Annotated in this window: 21 protein-coding genes; 11 read left to right on the forward strand and 10 right to left on the reverse strand. The window is 64.7% G+C overall.

Annotated features, from left to right (window positions below):
- The first annotated feature begins 4 nt into the window (after positions 1-4).
- Genes gloB through G473_RS0115620 form a run of 3 tightly spaced genes read left to right on the forward strand, consistent with a single transcriptional unit; the run spans position 5 to position 1,881 of the window.
- The gene (gene gloB, locus G473_RS0115610; RefSeq protein WP_035707481.1) at positions 5-775 is read left to right on the forward strand and encodes a hydroxyacylglutathione hydrolase; all 771 of its coding nucleotides are present in this window, start codon (positions 5-7) and stop codon (positions 773-775) included.
- Positions 776-826: 51 nt separating this feature from the next.
- A complete protein-coding gene (locus G473_RS0115615; protein ID WP_029013872.1) occupies positions 827-1,438 on the forward strand; it encodes a glutathione S-transferase N-terminal domain-containing protein in 612 nt (203 codons plus the stop codon).
- A 2-nt stretch (positions 1,439-1,440) separates the two neighbouring features.
- Positions 1,441-1,881, forward strand: a complete 441-nt coding sequence (locus G473_RS0115620; protein ID WP_425411580.1) for a cupin domain-containing protein — start codon at positions 1,441-1,443, stop codon at positions 1,879-1,881.
- A 7-nt stretch (positions 1,882-1,888) separates the two neighbouring features.
- Here the strand turns inward: G473_RS0115620 and G473_RS0115625 are convergent, their stop codons facing one another.
- Positions 1,889-2,761: a DMT family transporter gene (locus G473_RS0115625; protein WP_029013874.1), complete on the reverse strand. Its 873-nt coding sequence runs from the start codon at positions 2,759-2,761 to the stop codon at positions 1,889-1,891.
- Positions 2,762-3,095: 334 nt separating this feature from the next.
- On the opposite strand from G473_RS0115625, the gene guaB reads away from it, so the two are divergent.
- The 3 genes from guaB (at position 3,096) to G473_RS0115640 (ending at position 5,588) form a co-directional block, all read left to right on the forward strand.
- Positions 3,096-4,565, forward strand: coding sequence for an IMP dehydrogenase (gene guaB / locus G473_RS0115630; RefSeq protein WP_029013875.1), 1,470 nt, complete (start codon positions 3,096-3,098; stop codon positions 4,563-4,565).
- A gap of 101 nt (positions 4,566-4,666) precedes the next feature.
- Positions 4,667-5,416 carry a TrmH family RNA methyltransferase gene (locus tag G473_RS0115635; protein WP_029013876.1) on the forward strand — a complete coding sequence of 250 codons (750 nt, stop codon included), beginning with the start codon at positions 4,667-4,669 and terminating at the stop codon, positions 5,414-5,416.
- Positions 5,403-5,588 carry a hypothetical protein gene (locus tag G473_RS0115640; RefSeq protein WP_029013877.1) on the forward strand — a complete coding sequence of 62 codons (186 nt, stop codon included), beginning with the start codon at positions 5,403-5,405 and terminating at the stop codon, positions 5,586-5,588. Before G473_RS0115635 ends, G473_RS0115640 begins: the two co-directional genes overlap by 14 nt.
- A 110-nt stretch (positions 5,589-5,698) precedes the next feature.
- Here the strand turns inward: G473_RS0115640 and G473_RS0115645 are convergent, their stop codons facing one another.
- Positions 5,699-5,881, reverse strand: a complete 183-nt coding sequence (locus G473_RS0115645; RefSeq protein ID WP_029013878.1) for a hypothetical protein — start codon at positions 5,879-5,881, stop codon at positions 5,699-5,701.
- 236 nt (positions 5,882-6,117) lie between these two features.
- Between G473_RS0115645 and G473_RS30395 the strand changes: the two genes are divergently transcribed.
- Positions 6,118-6,291 (forward strand): hypothetical protein, encoded by a 174-nt coding sequence (locus tag G473_RS30395; protein ID WP_154667428.1) that lies wholly within the window; start codon positions 6,118-6,120, stop codon positions 6,289-6,291.
- Positions 6,292-6,313: 22 nt separating this feature from the next.
- Here G473_RS30395 and yihA read toward each other — a convergent pair whose 3' ends face one another.
- The 6 genes from yihA to G473_RS0115680 all read right to left on the reverse strand — a co-directional run bounded on the left by yihA (position 6,314) and on the right by G473_RS0115680 (position 10,927).
- Entirely contained in the window at positions 6,314-6,994 is a 681-nt protein-coding gene (yihA, locus tag G473_RS0115655) for a ribosome biogenesis GTP-binding protein YihA/YsxC (protein ID WP_029013879.1), read from the reverse strand.
- 177 nt (positions 6,995-7,171) lie between these two features.
- A complete protein-coding gene (gene yidC / locus G473_RS0115660) occupies positions 7,172-8,908 on the reverse strand; it encodes a membrane protein insertase YidC (protein ID WP_029013880.1) in 1,737 nt (578 codons plus the stop codon).
- Between the two features lie 74 nt (positions 8,909-8,982).
- The gene (yidD, locus tag G473_RS27220) at positions 8,983-9,261 is read right to left on the reverse strand and encodes a membrane protein insertion efficiency factor YidD (RefSeq protein ID WP_035707484.1); all 279 of its coding nucleotides are present in this window, start codon (positions 9,259-9,261) and stop codon (positions 8,983-8,985) included.
- Positions 9,258-9,671, reverse strand: a complete 414-nt coding sequence (rnpA, locus tag G473_RS27225; protein ID WP_245580080.1) for a ribonuclease P protein component — start codon at positions 9,669-9,671, stop codon at positions 9,258-9,260. Before rnpA ends, yidD begins: the two co-directional genes overlap by 4 nt.
- A 10-nt stretch (positions 9,672-9,681) precedes the next feature.
- Positions 9,682-9,816: a 50S ribosomal protein L34 gene (gene rpmH, locus G473_RS0115675; protein WP_029013881.1), complete on the reverse strand. Its 135-nt coding sequence runs from the start codon at positions 9,814-9,816 to the stop codon at positions 9,682-9,684.
- Between the two features lie 145 nt (positions 9,817-9,961).
- A complete protein-coding gene (locus G473_RS0115680) occupies positions 9,962-10,927 on the reverse strand; it encodes a pseudouridine-5'-phosphate glycosidase (RefSeq protein WP_029013882.1) in 966 nt (321 codons plus the stop codon).
- A 168-nt stretch (positions 10,928-11,095) separates the two neighbouring features.
- On the opposite strand from G473_RS0115680, the gene G473_RS0115685 reads away from it, so the two are divergent.
- Genes G473_RS0115685 through G473_RS0115700 form a run of 4 tightly spaced genes read left to right on the forward strand, consistent with a single transcriptional unit; the run spans position 11,096 to position 15,675 of the window.
- A complete protein-coding gene (locus tag G473_RS0115685) occupies positions 11,096-12,622 on the forward strand; it encodes an AbgT family transporter (RefSeq protein ID WP_029013883.1) in 1,527 nt (508 codons plus the stop codon).
- 52 nt (positions 12,623-12,674) lie between these two features.
- Entirely contained in the window at positions 12,675-13,709 is a 1,035-nt protein-coding gene (locus G473_RS0115690; RefSeq protein WP_029013884.1) for a ligase-associated DNA damage response exonuclease, read from the forward strand.
- Positions 13,710-13,712: 3 nt separating this feature from the next.
- Positions 13,713-15,335, forward strand: coding sequence for a cisplatin damage response ATP-dependent DNA ligase (locus G473_RS0115695; protein ID WP_029013885.1), 1,623 nt, complete (start codon positions 13,713-13,715; stop codon positions 15,333-15,335).
- 31 nt (positions 15,336-15,366) lie between these two features.
- A complete protein-coding gene (locus G473_RS0115700; protein ID WP_029013886.1) occupies positions 15,367-15,675 on the forward strand; it encodes a hypothetical protein in 309 nt (102 codons plus the stop codon).
- Between the two features lie 90 nt (positions 15,676-15,765).
- Here G473_RS0115700 and G473_RS0115705 read toward each other — a convergent pair whose 3' ends face one another.
- Positions 15,766-16,845, reverse strand: a complete 1,080-nt coding sequence (locus G473_RS0115705) for a hypothetical protein (protein WP_161630998.1) — start codon at positions 16,843-16,845, stop codon at positions 15,766-15,768.
- Positions 16,821-17,183, reverse strand: a complete 363-nt coding sequence (locus G473_RS27230; RefSeq protein ID WP_084438209.1) for a PadR family transcriptional regulator — start codon at positions 17,181-17,183, stop codon at positions 16,821-16,823. The genes G473_RS0115705 and G473_RS27230 overlap by 25 nt, the downstream gene beginning before the upstream one ends.
- Positions 17,184-17,227: the final 44 nt, after the last annotated feature.

Here is a 17,227-nt window from a genome sequence, read left to right on the forward strand (position 1 = left end):
GGCGATGGCCGACATCCATATTATCCCAGCGCTTTCCGATAATTACATCCATCTCTGGCATGATGCCCCGGCCGGTGTGACCGCCGTGGTCGATCCGGGGGAGGCGGGGCCGGTCCAGGCTTTCCTGGCCGCGCGCGGCTGGGGCCTGACCCATATCCTGAATACTCACCATCATGGCGACCATATTGGCGGCAACGCCACGCTGAAGGCGGCATATGGCGCCACGCTGATCGGCCCCAGGGCGGAACGTGACCGCATCCCTGATATGGACCAGACCTATGGCGAGGGCGATGTCTTCACCCTGGGTGGGCAGCAGGTGCGGGTGTTTGACACGCCGGGCCACACACGCGGCCATATCGCCTTTCACGTGGCCCCTGCCGGGTGGCTGTTCAGCGGCGATACCTTGTTCGCGCTGGGCTGTGGCCGCCTGTTTGAAGGCACGCCGGCCCAGATGTGGGACAGTTTGCTGAAGCTGCGCGCCCTGCCGGATGCGACGCTGGTTTATTGCGGGCATGAATATACCGAGGCCAATGCTCGCTTCGCCCTGGCCATCGACCCGGATAACCCGGCCCTGCGCGCCCAGGGGGCCCGGATCGCCAGCCTGCGGGCCGATGGGCGTCCCAGCCTGCCGACAAGGTTGGGCGATGAAAAGGCAGCTAATCCCTTCCTGCGCGCCGATGATCCGGCGCTGGCGGCCTCCCTGGGGCTGGCTGGTGCCGATCCCGCCGCCGTCTTTGCCGAAATCCGTCAGCGCAAGGATGTATTCCGCGGCTGACCCTTTCCTTACCTGACTTTCCCCTCTCTCTGTCATGGAACGATCATCGTGATGAAGCTCCGTTACAGCCAGACCTCCCCCTATGTGCGCAAGGTGTTGATGGTGGCGCATGAGGTGGGGGTGGCCGACCGTATTGAACTATGCCCCACCAATGTCTGGGCACCGGACAGCCCTATCGTGCGCGACAACCCGCTGGCCAAGATCCCCACCCTGCTGACGGAGGATGGTCTGGTCCTGTTCGACAGCCCGGTGATCGCCGAATATCTGGACAGCCTGCATGAAGGGCGCACCCTGTTCCCCGCCACCGGCCGCGCCCGCTGGGTGGCGCTGCGCCAGCAGGCAGTGGGCGATGGGATTTGCGATGCCGCCGTGCTGCGCCGGCTGGAAACGCTGCGGCCGGAGCATCTGCGCTCCGCCGATTGGGACAGCCGCCAGCGCGCCGCCATCCAGCGTGCCTTCGACCGGCTGGAGGAGGAGGCAGACGACCTGCCGCCGCCCGATGCCCCGACCATCGGCAGCCTGGCCCTGCTCTCCGCCATGGCCTATATGGATTTCCGCTTCGGGCACGAGCCCTGGCGCCGGGGGCATTCCCGTCTGGCCAACTGGTTCGATGCGGCATCGAAACGGTCCAGCTTTTCCGAAACCGTTCCGCCAACGGAATGAACATGCAGCCTGATATGACGGTCGCGGACATCATCCGCCTGCTGGATATGCGCCCCCATCCCGAGGGGGGCCATTATGTGGAAACCTGGCGTGACCAGCCACCCGGCGGCGGCCGGGGCCGGCATACGGCGATCTATTTCCTGCTGGCGGCGGGGGAGCGATCCCACTGGCACCGGGTGAAGGACGCGGATGAGCTATGGCATTTCCATGCTGGCGCGCCCTTGATCCTTTCCCTTTCCCCGGATGGGGAACAGCGGGTGGACCACCGGCTGGGCATTGATCTGGCAGCCGGGGAACGGCCGCAGATCATGGTGCCGGCGGGCCAGTGGCAGATGGCCGTCAGCCAGGGGGCATGGACGCTGGTGGGCTGCACCGTGACCCCGGCTTTTGAGTTTGCCCAGTTCGAGATGGCCCCGCCGGACTGGCAGCCAGGGGCTGGGTAAGCGTCGCCTAAACCGTGGTCCGGGGCACGACGATGCGGGGGCGGCGGATCAGGATGATACCGACGCCGCCCACCACCAGCAACCCGCCCAGGATCAGGTTCAGGCTCATCGGCTCGCCCAGCCACAGCACGCCGGACCCGACGCCGAATACCGGCACCAGCATCAGGAACGGTACCGTCTGGTTTACGTCAAACTGTTTGACCAGCGGCTGCCACAGGGCATAGGCGACCACGGTCGACATGCCGGCCATATAGGCGATATAGGCCCAGTTTTCCCAGCCGGCGCCGGTGATCTGGCCGATCTGGTCGGTTTCCATCACCAAGCTCATCAACAGCAATTGCGGCGTGGCGAACAGCGCCATATAGGCGTTGAGCTGGAACGGGTCGATGGAGCCCATCCATTTCAACTGGATGTTGGAGAAGCTGAAGGCGGCGGCGGCCAGCACGATCAGGCCCAGATGCGCCAGATCGCTGCCCCCGCCGGACTTGCCGGCAATCACCGCCACGCCGGAAAAGGCCACCGCCATGCCCAGCCCGCGTCGCCAGCCCAGCTTGTCCTTGAAGAAGAAGGCGGCCAGGATGCTGGCAAAGGGCACCTGAAGCTGGATGACGATGCTGGCGGTGGAGGCTTCTGCGCCCTTCATGCCGGACAGCATCAACGGGAAATGCAGCCCGCCCAGCACCAGGGAATAGAAGAAGATTTGCCGCAGCTTGCCGCGCGGCACCTTCACGAAGGGAACCAGCAGCAAGGCCACCAGCCCAAAGCGCACCGCCATCAGGGTCAGCGGCTGGAACTGGTGCAGCGCCATGCGCGACACAGCGAAATTGGTGCCCCAGATTGCCATCACGGCCAGGGCCATCAGCATATGGATGGGTTTCATCAGGCGGGTGAACCGTTCGGAAAGCAGGGCGCCAAGCCCTTGGCCTTTCAGCAATAGCGTAGGGGTGGGGCCCCGTCGCCTGCGCTTTCGGCAGGGCCACCCCATCATTTGCACGCCACAGCAAGAAGCCGGCATCGGCCCGCCTGACAAAAAAAGCAACCCAGGCCCGCTATCCCTGGTAGCTTCCCAATGCGTGCGGCCTGTGTATAGTGCGGCGAACCTTTTGATCTGGGACATGGAACCGGCCATGGGGCGTTATGCGCCCCCGGCGGGATCGATGTCCCATAAGCCGTATCCGGCGGTTTCGCCCGGCCGCCCTTGGGAGAACAGGTTCATGTCGTACGCCGACCGTTTCCGCGAAGCCCTTACATTCGATGACGTCCTGCTGGTACCGGCCGAAAGCTCGGTCATGCCGGCAGAAGTTGATACCCGTACCAAGCTGACGGGCACGATCGAACTGGGCATCCCGCTGCTGTCGGCAGCCATGGATACGGTCACTGAATCGGCGCTGGCCATCGCCATGGCCCAGGCCGGCGGCATCGGCGTGATCCATCGCAATATGGATATCGAGCGGCAGGCCGATGAAGTGCGCGCCGTGAAGCGGTTTGAAAGCGGCATGGTGGTCAATCCCATCACCATCCGTCCGGGCGCGACGCTGGCCGATGCGCTGCAGCTTATGGCCCGCCATCGTATCTCCGGCATTCCGGTGACGGCGGAAAGCGGCAAGCTGGTTGGTATCCTCACCAATCGCGATGTGCGCTTTGCCACCAACCCCCATCAGCCGGTTTCCGAACTGATGACCCATGAGGGGCTGATCACCGTCAAGCCCGGCGTGGGCAAGGACGAGGCCAAGCGCCTGCTGCACAGCCACCGCATTGAAAAGCTGCTGGTGGTGGATGATTCCTTCCGCTGTATCGGCCTGATCACCGTGAAGGATATCGAAAAGGCCCAGTTGCATCCCAACGCCGCCAAGGACGCCGAAGGCCGCCTGCGCGCCGCGGCTGCCACCGGCACCGGCCCGGATGGGCTGGCCCGTGCGGAAGCTTTGTTTGATGCCGGTGTGGACGTGCTGGTGATCGACACCGCACATGGCCATTCCAAGAAGGTGGCCGATCAGGTGCGCGCCGCCCGTGCCTTGAAGAACTATACCCAGATCATCGCCGGCAATGTCGCAACCGCCGATGCCGCCCTGGCCCTGATCGATGCGGGCGCTGATGCCATCAAGGTCGGTATCGGCCCCGGTTCCATCTGCACCACCCGCATCGTTGCCGGCGTGGGCGTGCCGCAATTGACCGCCGTGCTGGATGTGGTGGAAGCCTGCAACAAGCATGGCATTCCGGTCATTGCCGATGGCGGCATCAAATATTCCGGCGATCTGGCCAAGGCGATAGCCGCCGGTGCCTCCTGCGCCATGATGGGCGGCCTGTTCGCCGGCACGGACGAATCCCCCGGCGAAGTGATCCTGTTCCAGGGCCGCTCCTACAAGTCCTATCGCGGCATGGGCTCCGTTGGGGCCATGGCGCGCGGTTCCGCCGACCGCTATTTCCAGGCCGAAGTGTCCAATACGCTGAAGCTGGTGCCGGAAGGCGTGGAAGGCCGTGTGCCCTATAAGGGGCCGATCGGCCCCGTCATCCATCAGTTGATCGGTGGGTTGCGCGCCTCCATGGGCTATACCGGCTGCGCCACCATCGCGGAGATGCGGACCAAGCCGCAATTCGTCCGCATCACCAATGCGGGCCTGCGCGAAAGCCATGTCCACGACATCACCATCACCAACGAAGCGCCGAACTACCGTCAGGGGTAAGGGCTTTCCAAGGCGGATGGATTGCATTCCGCCCGCCATCATGATGATCTTGCACGCGCCCAGCCCTATGGCCGGGCGCGTGTTTCTTTTCAACGGTTGCCATGTTCCACCAGATCGACAGCGCACAGAACCCGCAGTTCAAGACCTGGGCCGGGTTGCTGGAAAGCCGGGGCATCCGCAAAAGCGGTCAGTTCCTGCTGGCCGGGTTGAAGACTGTGCCAGAGGCGTTGACCCGCTGGCCCCAGCTTTTCACCCGCATCCTGATCCGCCATCCGGAATGGATCGCCGACTGGCCGCTGCCTGACCATGTGCAGCCGGTGGTCCTGGCCGGCCCCCTGTTCCGGGAACTGGATGTGTCGGGCACGGATTACCCGATCCTGGTCGGGCAGGTGCCGGACATGCCGCCGGCTGATCTGTCGGCCCCGCCGCAGGGGCTGGAACTGGTCTGCGCCCTGGGCGATCCGGCCAATCTGGGGGCGCTGCTGCGGTCTGCCGCGTCCTTTGGTGTGTCCAAGGTGATCCTGCTGGAGGATTCAGCCCACCCGTTCCACCCCAAATGCCTGCGCGCGGCCAGCAATGGCGCCTTCAGCCTGACGCTGGCACGTGGCGGGCGCTGGGCCGATCTGGAAATGGCTGCCGGCCCGCTGCTGGCCCTGGATGCGGCAGGAGAGGATCTGGCTACCTTCGCCTGGCCGCAGGATGCGCGGCTGGTGCTGGGGGAGGAAGGGCAGGGCGTGCCCGCCGGCCTGCCGGCCACGCGGCTCACCATTCCCACCACCGGCCATGTCGAATCGCTGAACGCCACCGTGGCGGCCAGCATCGCGCTGTTCACCTATCATGTCGGCGGATAAGCCGGACGAACAGGCGGCCCCCGATCTGGCTGCCATCGCCGATGATCTGCAGGCCAGCCTGTCGGCCCTGTCCAGTGTCGGGGCCGCCGGCCTGCCGGACCTGCTGGCCCGGATCGACGCGCTGAAGGCGCGGGTGGATGAACTGGAACGGCGTATCCGCGAGGGGACATAATCCCTGTGTCAGTAGATTCTGACCTGTCAGAATCTACTGACTTCGGCGGAACGGGCCGCCGCCGCGCCAGTTGGCGCGGATACCAACGTCAAGACCGTGGTATAACCCCGTCAGAACACCGCGACGGACCGGATCACACGGCGCAGCAGGAAGGCCAGGGTCGCGCCCAGCAGCATGCCGGCTGGTCCGGCACCCAGGGCCGATGTGACAATGCCCCAGATCAGGCCGCCGCCGGTCCAGGCGACCACATCGCCGCGCAGCATCGCGGCCCTGTCTTCCAGCAATAAACGCATATCCCTCTCCGCACCTGGCCCCACCAAATGGGGGAGGCGACAAGCCGTCGCCTATGTCAGGCGGACAATATGCGGCAGGGTGGTTGCCAACTGGTTACCGTTGCCCCACCTTGTGAATTGATGGGGTAAAGAGATCACACGGTTAAGGTGAAATTCATTCTTCCCGGCTATGGTCGCTGTCGGAAGTGGCCGGCGCCCGATCTTTATCGGCGCGGGCTGAACAGGAAGGCAATGGTATGCCGACAACCATTGATGATCTGCATGATCTGCGGCGCGATATGCTGCACAAGGCTGCTGAAATGAAGCAGGAAGCGGCCAGGATGGATATGAATGACCGCCCCGACGACGCAGCCAACCTGCGCCGCATCGCCGAGCGGATGATCGCCTATACGCATGATTACCTGGAATGACGGCGCTGGCCGGGCCTGTTGATCAGGCCGGCGGCAATGGCTCCGCCATGCGCGTCAGGAAGGCGCGCAGTTCGGGAATGCCCAGGCCCGTTTCCGCCGAAGTGGCCAGCACCTCCGGATGGGCGGCGCCATGGGTCTTCAGCGCGACGGCGACCTGCTGGCGGATCTTGTCAATCGCGCCGGTTCTCAGCGTATCGGCCTTGGTCAGCACGATCTGATAGGCGACGGCGGTTTCATCCATCATCTTCATCATATCGACATCGTGCGGCTTCAGCCCGTGGCGGGCATCCACCAGCACCAGCGCCCGCTTCAGCGTGACGCGACCGCGCAGGTAGGAGCGGATAAAGGCCGTCCAGGCGGCCGACCGTTCCTTGGAGACTTGGGCATAGCCATAGCCGGGCATGTCCACCAGCACCAGCCGGTTGCCCAGATTGAAGAAGTTGAGCTGCTGGGTGCGCCCCGGCGTCTGGCTGGTGCGGGCCAGGGTCTTGCGTCCCGTCAGGGCATTGACCAGGGAGGATTTGCCGACATTGGACCGGCCGGCAAAGCAGATTTCCGGCAGCATGGCTTCCGGTAGCGTCGTCGCGGCTTCGGCCCCCCAGAAGAAGTCGCATTCCTTGGCGAACAGCAGGCGACCGGCCTCGATCTCGGCTTCCGACAGGTCGCCCATCAGGCTGGGGGTGATGGTCAGCGGCTTGGCCATGGGAACACTCCTTCGCGCCGGTAATGCGCTTTCAAATAAAGACCCCCGGCCGGGGCCGGGGGCGTCAGTTCAGTTCAACAACTAACGTACAACCTCAGGGCCACCCAGGCCGGCGACTGCCGGCCCGCGTGAGCCAAGGCGGCGGAGGCCGCCGCTTGGCACCTGAGGGAACAAGCATCAGGTCGGCTTCACGCCCATGCGGCGCATGATCACCCACTGCTGCAGGATCGACAGCAGGTTCGACCAGGTCCAGTAGATCACCAGACCGGCGGGGAAGCTGGCCATCATGTAGGTGAAGATCAGCGGCAGCAGCATGAACACTTTCTGCTGTACCGGGTCCGGGTTGGACGGGTTCATCTTCTGCTGCAGCCACATGGTGATACCCATCAGCAGCGGCAGGATGCCGATATGCAGGAAGCTGGGGGGATCCCACGGGATCAGGCCGAACAGGTTGAACAGGGTCGTCGGATCGGGCGCGGACAGGTCATTGATCCAGCCATAGAAGGGCGCATGGCGCATTTCGATGGTGACGTACAGAACCTTGTACAGCGCGAAGAAGACGGGGATCTGAAGCAGGATCGGCAGGCAGCCGGCCAGCGGATTGGCCTTCTCCTCCCGGTACAGCTTCATCATCGCCATGGACAGGGCTTCGCGATTGTCGCCGTGCTTCTTCTTCAGCTCCTCCATCTTGGGCTGGAGCTTCTTCATCTTGGCGAAGGCTTCGAACTGCTTGTTGGCAATCGGGAAGAAGGCCAGACGCAGCACGACGGTGAAGGCCAGGATGGCGAGGCCGAAATTCCCCAGCATGCGGCCCAGGAAGTCCAGCGCATGGAAGAAGGGAATGGTCAGGAAGTAGAACCAGCCCCAGTCGATGGCATAGTTCAGATCGGCGATGTTCAGCTTGTCGCTGTACTCGTCCAGCAGGCTGACCACCTTGGCGCCGGCGAACAGGCGGGACGTATTCTCCGCCGTGCTGCCGGGGGCAACGGTGATGGCTTGCGTGCCGCGGAAATCGACCTGATAGAGGTCGCCGCCCACCTGCTGGTGCAGGACGCGGGCCTCAATCGGCGCCGACTGGTCCGGGATCAGGCTGACCAGCCAGTATTTGTCGGTGATGCCGATCCAGCCGCCGGTGGACTTCAGGGTCTCGGTCTTGCCGTCTTCCTTCAGGTCCTTGTACTTGAATTCCTTCAGCGTGCCGTCCAGCACGCCCAGCGGGCCTTCATGGAGGATATACATGCCGGACGTATGCGGCGCGCCACGGCGCTGCACGAAGCCATAGGGCTGCAGGTTGAGGGCAGAACCGCTCTCGTTGCGCACCCGTTCCGTGATGGTGAACATATAGTTCTCATCCACGGCGATCGTGCGCTCAAACACCAGGCCTTCGCCATTGTCGAAGGTCAGGGTGATCGGGTTGCCGGGCGTCAGCGTGTCCGCACTGGCGGTCCAGATGCTGTCGCTCTTGGGCAGGTTCACGGCCGGACCACCGGCAGCCAGCCAGCCGAACTCGGCGAAATAGGGGTCAGCACCGCCCAGCGGGGACAGCAGCACCACTTCAGGGCTGCCCTTCTCCGGGGTGGTGTTGTACTTGGCCAGCGTCAGATCGTCGATCCGGCCGCCGCGCAGGTTGATGGAGCCGTGCAGGCTGGGCGTGTTGACGCGGACGCGGGCATTTTCAGCCAGCACGTCGCCACGTTCACGCGCGGCACCGCCCATGCCATCGCTGGCACCGGGAATGGTGCCGGCCTGGGGCACGGTGCTGGGCACCTGGCCCTGCTCGACCTGCAAGGCCTGCTGGCGCTGCAGCTCCGCCTGGGCGGCCTGCTGGCGCGGGCGTTCATAGAAGAAGTGGAACCCGAACAGAATCGCGACCGAGATCGCGATTGTCAGGATAAGGTTCTTCTGATCCGTCATGGGGGCGTGTTCCAGCTTCAGCTCAAGACCAGGGAGGGGCGGCCCCGGCTAGGTCACATGAAATGGGCGGGCAATCAATGCCCGCCGCAACATTTTCCGCCAGAATGATGCTTCCCCGCCATCGGGGGTGCCGCTGGCGGCACCGGGTCATACCCCGAATCCCCCCAGGGATGGCACCGGGCGATCCGCCGCAGGGCCAGCCAGCCCCCCTTCAGCGCCCCATGGGCGGAAAGGGCTTCCAGCGCATATTCCGAACAAGTGGGGTGAAAGCGGCAGCGCGGACCGAGAATCGGCGAAATGAACCAGCGGTAGAACAGCACAAAAGCCCGGAGCAGCCAGGCCGCCGGGCTCATTCCTTGCCATCCTCACGCGGGGTTACCGCGCGGTCACGCCACACTTTCAACCGCTTCAGGGCCTGGGTCAGATCGGCCTTGAGATCGGCATAGGGGCGACGCACCGTTTCCCCACGCGCCACCAGCACGAAATCGTGCCCGGCGGCTGCATGCGGGGCCAGCACCTCGGCCAATGCCGCGCGCAGACGACGACGGGCGCGGTTACGCTCAACCGCACCACCCACCTTCTTGCTTGCAGTCAGGCCGATCCGAACCACCGGTTCACCCGGATTCGGATGCTGTCGATCATCATGGGCGCGAACCTGGAGGATAACCCCCGGCGTCGCCCATTTCCGCTTGGCGCCCGCAACGGCCAGGAACTGAGGCCGTTTTTTCAGACGGCCCAGTTTGATCCCGGAGCGGGGCGCCACCTGATCAGCCTCAGGCGCTCAGCTTCTTGCGGCCCTGGGCGCGGCGCTTATTGATGATGTTGCGGCCGGCGACGGTGGCCATGCGGGCGCGGAAACCATGACGGCGGGCGCGCACGATCTTGCTCGGCTGAAAAGGACGCTTCACGGTACTTACTCCGGTATTGGAACTGATGTCTAAATCGAAGCGCGTTGTATAGTGGTGAAGGGCGCTTGAGTCAATCGCGCGGCCATTTCACCCCTGCAACGCAGGGCGGCATCCCCCTTTTCGGGGGGACAGGGCTTTTTCAGGCTTAATAACCCGGCGGGCGCTTGGTCGTCTGCACCTTTTTCGGCAGGGCCATGTCGGCCTTCTGCCGGGCATAGGCGGCGGCGATGCGGGCGCCGATGGCGGCATTGTTCAGCAGAAGGGCGCGGTTGGCGATCAGGCTGGCACCCTCGGTCAGTTCCTCCATCCGCTTCAGCAGGAAGGGGGTCAGCGCCTTGCCGCGCACGCCCTGGGCATCGGCTTCCGACACCGCTTGCTGGATGGCGGCTTCCACCGCTTCGGCATCCATGGCCGCTTCCTCGGGAATGGGCACGCCGATCACCACGCCGCCGCCCAGGCCCAACTGCCATTTGGCGCGCAGGACACGGGCCACCTCGTCCGGGCTGTCGCACCGGCCATCCACGGGCAGGGGCAGGCTGGCAGTATAGAAGGCGGGAAACCGGTCGGTGCCATAGCCGATCACCGGCACGCCCTTGGTTTCCAGATATTCCAGCGTGCGGGGCAGGTCCAGGATGGCCTTGGCCCCGGCACAGACGACGGCCACATCGGTGGCGGCCAGTTCTTCCAGATCGGCGGAGATGTCCAGCGTCGTTTCCATGCCCCGATGCACGCCGCCGATGCCACCGGTGGCGAACACGGCGATGCCGGCCAGGCTGGCGGCGATCATGGTCGATGCCACGGTGGTGGCGCCATCGGCATTCTGCGCCAGGGCCAGCGGCAGGTCGCGCCGGCTGACCTTGCGCGCGCCCGGCTGGGCCAGCCGTTCCAGGTCATCCGCATCCAGACCCACGCGCAGGCGGCCATCCAGCACGGCGATGGTGGCGGGCACGGCCCCTTCGGCGCGCACAGCGGCCTCAATGGCCCTGGCCGTCTCCACATTGGCGGGATAGGGCAGCCCGTGGCTGATGACGGTCGATTCCAGGGCCACCACGGGCTGGCCATTTTTCAGGGCCTGCGCAACCTCGGGATGGATGGAAAGGAAGTCCTGCATAATCGTCTCCGTGATTTGCGGCGGAGAATGCGCCCACCCGGCCCCGCTTCGCAACGGGCTTCGACGGCGGCAGGTCTGCTTCTCGCTTGCCGCAACCCAGCACTGCGGTTAGCTCTATCCTCATACTGGCCGGCATCAAGACCGGCCATCGGACAAGAGAGAGGCAGTATGGAAGCGAAGAGATCTGGCGGCATCCTCGGGGTGATTGAACGGGTGGGCAACCGCCTGCCAGACCCGGCCACCCTGTTCCTGATCGCCATCACCATCCTGGTGGTGCTGTCGGCCCTGCTGGCGGCAGCAGGCGTATCCGCTGTCCATCCTGGTACAGGCAAGGAGATCGCGGCGGTCAGCCTGTTATCGGCGGCCAATATCAGCCGCCTGTTCACGGACATGCCCACCATCTTCGCCACCTTCCCGCCGCTGGCCATGGTGCTGCTGGTGATGATGGGTGTGGGCGTGGCGGAAAAGACCGGGTTGATCGGTGCCTCCCTGGGGGCCCTGGTGCGCGCCATGCCCAAGAACCTGCTGACCTTCACCGTCATTTTCGCCGGGGTGCAATCCAGCCTCGCGACCGATGCCGGCTATGTAGTGCTGATCCCGTTGGCCGGGCTGATGTTCCATTCCGTCGGCCGGCATCCGATTGCCGGCATCGCCGCCGCCTTTGCCGGCGTGTCGGCGGGCTTCTCCTCCAACCTGCTGATCACCGGGCTGGACCCGCTGCTGGCCGGCATCACCCAGGCGGCGGCCCGCATGGTTGATCCCGCTTATGAAGTGCCTGTCACGGCCAACTGGTATCTGATGATGTCGTTCGTGCCGCTGTTCAGCATTGTCGGCACCCTGGTGATCGACCGGCTGGTGGAGCCGCGCCTGCTGGCCACGGCGCCGATGCCGACCGGCCATGTGGTGGCGATTGAGGAACAGACCGATGATCAACGCGCGGCAGAAAAGCGCGGCCTGAAATTCGCCGGCATCACCCTGTTGATCGCGGTGGCGGCTATGCTGGCTGCCGTGGTGCCGGAAGGGGCGATCTTCCGCGATGCGGCGGGCACGGTGACGCCCTTCCTGCATGCGCTGGTGGCGATCCTGTTCGTCATCTTCCTGCTGATCGGCATCGCCTATGGCATCGGCGCGCGTATCGTGCGCAACGATAAGGATGTGGTGCGCATGATGGGCCAGTCCATGTCGGACATGGGCGGCTATATCGTGCTGGCCTTCTGCTGTGCCGTTTTCATCGCGCTGTTCTCCTGGTCCAATCTGGGGGTGATCCTGGCGATTGAAGGGGCGGCCCTGCTGCAGGCAGCGGGCTTCGTTGGTCTGCCTTTGATGCTGGCGCTGATCCTGGTGTCGGCCTTCATCAATATCCTGATCGGCAGCGCTTCGGCCAAATGGGCCATCCTGGGCCCTGTGCTGGTGCCGATGCTGATGCTGGTCGGTGTCAGCCCGGAAGCGACCCAGGCCGCCTATCGCGTGGGCGACAGCTTCACCAACCCGATCACGCCGCTGCTGCCCTATTTCCCGCTGATCCTGATCATGTGCCAGCGCTATGTGCCGCGCTTCGGCATCGGCTCGCTGATCGCCACCATGCTGCCGCTGGCCGTGTGGATGGGGATTGCGGCGGTCGGCCTCTTCTCCGGCTGGGTGCTGCTGGACCTGCCGCTGGGGCCGGGTTCCGCTGTGATGATGCCGGGACGTTGAACCGGGGGCGGCTGGCTTCCGTTATGATCTGGCCTATATCAAGGACATGACCATGCCAGCCGCTTCCCCACCGCCCCCTGATAGCTGGGTCCGCCCCTGTCCGCCGGAACAGGGCGGGGGCCTGTGGGTGGAGCCAGGCGGCTTCCATGTCGATCCGATCCGCCCGGTTGCCCGCGCCGTCATCACCCATGGCCATTCCGACCATGCGCGGCCCGGCCATGCCCATGTGCTGGCGACGGCGCCGACGCTGGATATCATGCGGGCAAGGCTGGGGGAGGGGGCGGGCGGCAATCTGCAAACGCTGCCCTATCACCAGTCTTTGCGTATTAATGATGTGACCGTCACCCTGGTCCCGGCAGGCCATGTGCTGGGCAGTGCCCAGGTGGTGCTGGAATTCCAGGGCAGCCGTGTCGTCGTCTCCGGCGATTACAAGCGCCGCCACGACCCCACCTGCGCCCCATTTGAGCCGGTGGCCTGCGATGCCTTCATTACCGAGGCGACCTTTGGCCTGCCGGTTTTCCGTCACCCGCCAGCGGCGGCGGAGATTGCCCGGCTGCTGCATGCCGGGCAGGTCTTCCCCGAACGGTCGCTGGTGGTGGGCTGTTACGCGCTGGGCAAGTGCCAGCGGCTGATCGCCCATCTGCGGGAGGCGGGTTACGACAGGCCCCTCTATCTGCACGGCGCGCATCTGCCACTCTGCGAACTATACCAGCGCCATGGCGTCGATCTGGGAGAATTGCGCCCCGCCACGGCGACCGCAAAGGAGGAGATGCGCGGTGCCATCGTCCTGGCCCCGCCGTCTGCCATGATGGATAAATGGGCCCGCCGCCTGCCCGATCCGTTGATTGCCTATGCGTCGGGCTGGATGCGGGTCCGGGCTCGTGCCCGGCAGCATGGGGTGGAATTGCCGCTGGTTGTCTCCGACCATGCCGATTGGGATGAGCTGTGCCAGACCCTGCGCGACGTGGCGGCGCCAGAGGTCTGGGTGACCCATGGCGCGGAGGAGGCCTTGGTCCATTGGGCCAACCAGAACGGTTTCCGCGCCCGGCCGCTGCATCTGGTTGGCTTTGGCGATGAGGAGACGTGAGCCATGGAACGGTTCGCCGCCCTGATCGACGCGCTGGCCTATCAACCGTCCCGCAATGGCAAGATCCGCCTGCTGGTGGATTATTTCGCCCAGACGCCTGATCCCGACCGGGGCTATGGGCTGGCGGCGCTGACCGGCGGCCTGTCCTTTGCCGCTGCCAAACCGGCTTTGGTGCGGGAACTGGTGGCGTCGCGCACCGACCCTACCCTGTTCGCCCTGTCCTATGATTTTGTTGGCGATCTGGCGGAAACCGTGGCCCTGATCTGGCCGCCGCGACCGGGCAGCAACCAGCCGTCGCCAGCGCTGGCGGAGATCGTCGCGGCGCTGACGGCAGCCAAGCGGACGGAAGTGCCCGGGCTGATCGAAGGCTGGCTGGATGCGCTGGACGCCACCGGCCGCTGGGCCTTGCTGAAGCTGATCACCGGAGGGCTGCGCATTGGCGTGTCGGCCCGGCTGGCCAAGACGGCTTTGGCCGAGTATGGCGCCGCCCGTGACGTGAGTGTGGATGTCGATGCGATTGAGGAAATCTGGCACGGGCTGAGCCCGCCCTATCAGCCTTTGTTCGATTGGCTGTCCGGCAGCGGTTCCCGGCCGGATGTGGCCGGCACCGGTGGCTTCCGCCCCATGATGCTGTCGCATCCGCTGGAAGAGGGCGATCTGGAGACGTTGCTGGCGGCTGATTTCCGGGCTGAATGGAAATGGGATGGTATCCGCGTGCAACTGGTGGCACGGGGGAGTGCGGACGATGCCCGCCTCTATAGCCGCACCGGCGACCAGATTGCCCCCACCTTCCCCGATGTGGCGGCGCATATGGGTTTCACCGCTGTGCTGGACGGGGAATTGCTGGTGGCCCGCGATGGCCGCATCGCCCCCTTCAACGATCTTCAGCAACGGCTGAACCGCAAGCGGGTGACGCCGGCCATGCTGCGGGATTATCCGGCCTGGGTGCGGCTTTACGATATGCTTTTTGAGGGTGAGGAAGACCTGCGCGGCCTGCCCTTCGATGAACGCCGCACCCGGCTGGAGGCCTGGTTCGCCCGCACCTGTCCCACCGGCATGGACCTGTCCCCCCTGCTGGATTTCAACAGTTGGGAAGAACTGGCCACCCTGCGCCTGAATGCCCGCGACACGAATGTGGAAGATGGCGCTATTGAAGGCGTGATGCTGAAGCGGCGCGACAGCACTTATGTCGCCGGTCGTCCCAAGGGCCCCTGGTTCAAATGGAAGCGCGGGCCGCTGGTGGCGGATTGCGTGCTGATGTATGCCCAACGTGGCCACGGCAAACGCTCCAGCTTCTACAGCGATTATACATTCGGCGCCTGGCGGGGCCCACCGGGGGAGGGTGGCGAGCTGGTGCCCGTCGGCAAGGCCTATTTCGGCTTCACCGATGAGGAGTTGGGCCAGATCGACCGCTGGGTGCGCAACCACACCACCAACCGTTTCGGCCCAGTGCGGGAAGTGTCCCACGGGCTGGTGTTCGAGGTGGCGTTTGACAGTGTGCATGCCTCCAGCCGGCACAAGAGCGGCATCGCCATGCGCTTCCCGCGGATCAGCCGCATCCGTTGGGACAAACCGGCGGCAGAGGCAGATCGGCTGGAGACATTGGAGCGGATGGTGGTATCATGAGGGACATATTTCAAAGATCGAGTGACCGCCCATGAAGCCCGCAGCCTCCCGCGTGCTGATCTATCCTGCCCGCAAGGCCGAATCCCCTGGCATGGCCTACGCCATCGCCGCCTTGCAGGAGATGGAGCCCGCGACCAAGCAGTGGCGCGGGATCGGATGGGGGCGCCTTTGGGGTGTTCTGGCGGCAGGAGTTGGCTTTTTCACCATCCCGGCCATTTTCGCCGTGCTCTATTACGGCGTCTATCCGCTGGAGCGGAAGCAGAACCCGCCCATCATGATCCTGACCCCCGATCAGATCGCGTCGCAGGAGACGCCAGCGGCGCCCACGCCGACACCCTGAGCGGCAGGTAACCAGATGTACGACAAAATGCCCGGAACATCGCTCCGGGCATTTTGGTTTTGATATACCTTTACCCGGCATTGGCGGGTGTCAGGCGGGGATGGCTCCCAGTTCCGCGACCTTTGCCGCCACATTGCGGGTGCGGATGCGGTTCAGGGCAATGATGAAGAAGCCCAGCATCGGCAGGGTGATCATACCGGCGACGAGCCGAACGATGTCGCCCTTGGTGATGCCCAGCATCAGCAGGTTGGTCAGCAGCCCGGCAAAGAGTGGCACGAACCAGAACCACCACATCAGGCGACGGATTTTGTTCTGCCGCACCAGTTCCGCCTGATAGGTCTCCCGCGCTGCGGGCAAGCTGGCATTGCTGGGAATGGCTTTCGTCCAGCCCCGCAGGGCGAGATAGGCCAGGATTACGACATAGCCCGTCACGAAGCTGACGCCGACCGGCAGGATCGGCGGCTTGAACCGGATGAGGAAATAGCCGGACCCGATGATAATGATGGTGAGCGCCCCCATCTCCACCCAGTTACGGATTTCCACACCCCGCGTGAAGGCCTGGTAATCGCTGATCAGGCTGTCCAGCGTGGTGGCCGGTGGCGGCCGGATGTCGCCATCCTTGCCCTCCACCGTGCCGATGATGCACAGCACCGGCAGGGCGAGAATGCCCAGGACATAGATGGAGGGGGAGAGCGTCCATCCCGGCCCGATCATGCCGGCGGATTGCAGGCCGCTGATCGCCAGTTGCGACAGGACCACGATGATTGCGGCGGTTACGGCGTCTAGGATGCCGCGCCGGGCCGGGGTTTCCGGCTGGCGATAGATCGACCGCAGGATCAGCCCCGCCAAGGCCAGCAAGGCGGGCAGCCCGGCGCGCAGCGCATTGGCGACGGGTGCATCTGCCCTGTCGGGTTCAAACCCGCCCAGGCAAGCAAAGAGGCTGAAGATCTGCAGCCCGACGATGGGGATGCTGGAGGTCCGGCGGGCCCGGCTGGTGACGACGTAAGGCACGACCCTTATTCCTTCCGAAGCATATTGCAGGGGGGAACGGTACCTTTCCCACAGGTCCCCCAGCACAGCCTCGCGCGCGGCTGGCGGGATAAGCAGGCGCAGGCACCGGTCGAGCAGCTTCGGTGGCGCGGCTTCTACATCTCGGTAATCGGCTGCCATATCCCATGCCCCCATTGCTGTTCGATCGCATCGCAGATCCGTTTTGCGGTCAGGGCGGCTTCGTGCAGGGCTGCCTCTCCAGCCTTTTCCAGCCGGAAATGCCGCTTGGCGCGCCCCCCCCGTTCCGCTGTCGGACCTGACAGCCAGGACACCACAAGCCTCTTATCCTCCATCCGGTCGAGCGTGGAATAAACCGCCCCCAGGGCCACCTTGCGGGGTTGGGACAGTTCCTCCACCTTGGCGTGGATGGTGACGCCATAGGCGTTTTCGCCCAGCGACAGGATGGCGGTCAGCACGATCTGTTCGAACTGACCCAGGTTGGTCGATGCCGGCTTCATATGTCATACGTTGTAGGAGAAATAACAGCGCGTCAAGCGGGTGA

The organism is Niveispirillum irakense DSM 11586, assembly GCF_000429645.1.
GTDB classification, from domain to species: domain Bacteria; phylum Pseudomonadota; class Alphaproteobacteria; order Azospirillales; family Azospirillaceae; genus Niveispirillum; species Niveispirillum irakense.

What these genes read in the sequence shown, in the direction of transcription:
- gloB (WP_035707481.1), top strand. Translation starts at nt 5, where the DNA reads ATGGCCGACATCCATATTATCCCAGCGCTTTCCGATAATTACATCCAT.
- G473_RS0115615 (WP_029013872.1), top strand. Translation starts at nt 827, where the DNA reads ATGAAGCTCCGTTACAGCCAGACCTCCCCCTATGTGCGCAAGGTGTTG.
- G473_RS0115620 (WP_425411580.1), top strand. Translation starts at nt 1,441, where the DNA reads ATGCAGCCTGATATGACGGTCGCGGACATCATCCGCCTGCTGGATATG.
- G473_RS0115625 (WP_029013874.1), bottom strand. Translation starts at nt 2,761, where the DNA reads ATGAAACCCATCCATATGCTGATGGCCCTGGCCGTGATGGCAATCTGG.
- guaB (WP_029013875.1), top strand. Translation starts at nt 3,096, where the DNA reads ATGTCGTACGCCGACCGTTTCCGCGAAGCCCTTACATTCGATGACGTC.
- G473_RS0115635 (WP_029013876.1), top strand. Translation starts at nt 4,667, where the DNA reads ATGTTCCACCAGATCGACAGCGCACAGAACCCGCAGTTCAAGACCTGG.
- G473_RS0115640 (WP_029013877.1), top strand. Translation starts at nt 5,403, where the DNA reads ATGTCGGCGGATAAGCCGGACGAACAGGCGGCCCCCGATCTGGCTGCC.
- G473_RS0115645 (WP_029013878.1), bottom strand. Translation starts at nt 5,881, where the DNA reads ATGCGTTTATTGCTGGAAGACAGGGCCGCGATGCTGCGCGGCGATGTG.
- G473_RS30395 (WP_154667428.1), top strand. Translation starts at nt 6,118, where the DNA reads ATGCCGACAACCATTGATGATCTGCATGATCTGCGGCGCGATATGCTG.
- yihA (WP_029013879.1), bottom strand. Translation starts at nt 6,994, where the DNA reads ATGGCCAAGCCGCTGACCATCACCCCCAGCCTGATGGGCGACCTGTCG.
- yidC (WP_029013880.1), bottom strand. Translation starts at nt 8,908, where the DNA reads ATGACGGATCAGAAGAACCTTATCCTGACAATCGCGATCTCGGTCGCG.
- yidD (WP_035707484.1), bottom strand. Translation starts at nt 9,261, where the DNA reads ATGAGCCCGGCGGCCTGGCTGCTCCGGGCTTTTGTGCTGTTCTACCGC.
- G473_RS0115680 (WP_029013882.1), bottom strand. Translation starts at nt 10,927, where the DNA reads ATGCAGGACTTCCTTTCCATCCATCCCGAGGTTGCGCAGGCCCTGAAA.
- G473_RS0115685 (WP_029013883.1), top strand. Translation starts at nt 11,096, where the DNA reads ATGGAAGCGAAGAGATCTGGCGGCATCCTCGGGGTGATTGAACGGGTG.
- G473_RS0115690 (WP_029013884.1), top strand. Translation starts at nt 12,675, where the DNA reads ATGCCAGCCGCTTCCCCACCGCCCCCTGATAGCTGGGTCCGCCCCTGT.
- G473_RS0115695 (WP_029013885.1), top strand. Translation starts at nt 13,713, where the DNA reads ATGGAACGGTTCGCCGCCCTGATCGACGCGCTGGCCTATCAACCGTCC.
- G473_RS0115700 (WP_029013886.1), top strand. Translation starts at nt 15,367, where the DNA reads ATGAAGCCCGCAGCCTCCCGCGTGCTGATCTATCCTGCCCGCAAGGCC.
- G473_RS0115705 (WP_161630998.1), bottom strand. Translation starts at nt 16,845, where the DNA reads ATGGCAGCCGATTACCGAGATGTAGAAGCCGCGCCACCGAAGCTGCTC.
- G473_RS27230 (WP_084438209.1), bottom strand. Translation starts at nt 17,183, where the DNA reads ATGAAGCCGGCATCGACCAACCTGGGTCAGTTCGAACAGATCGTGCTG.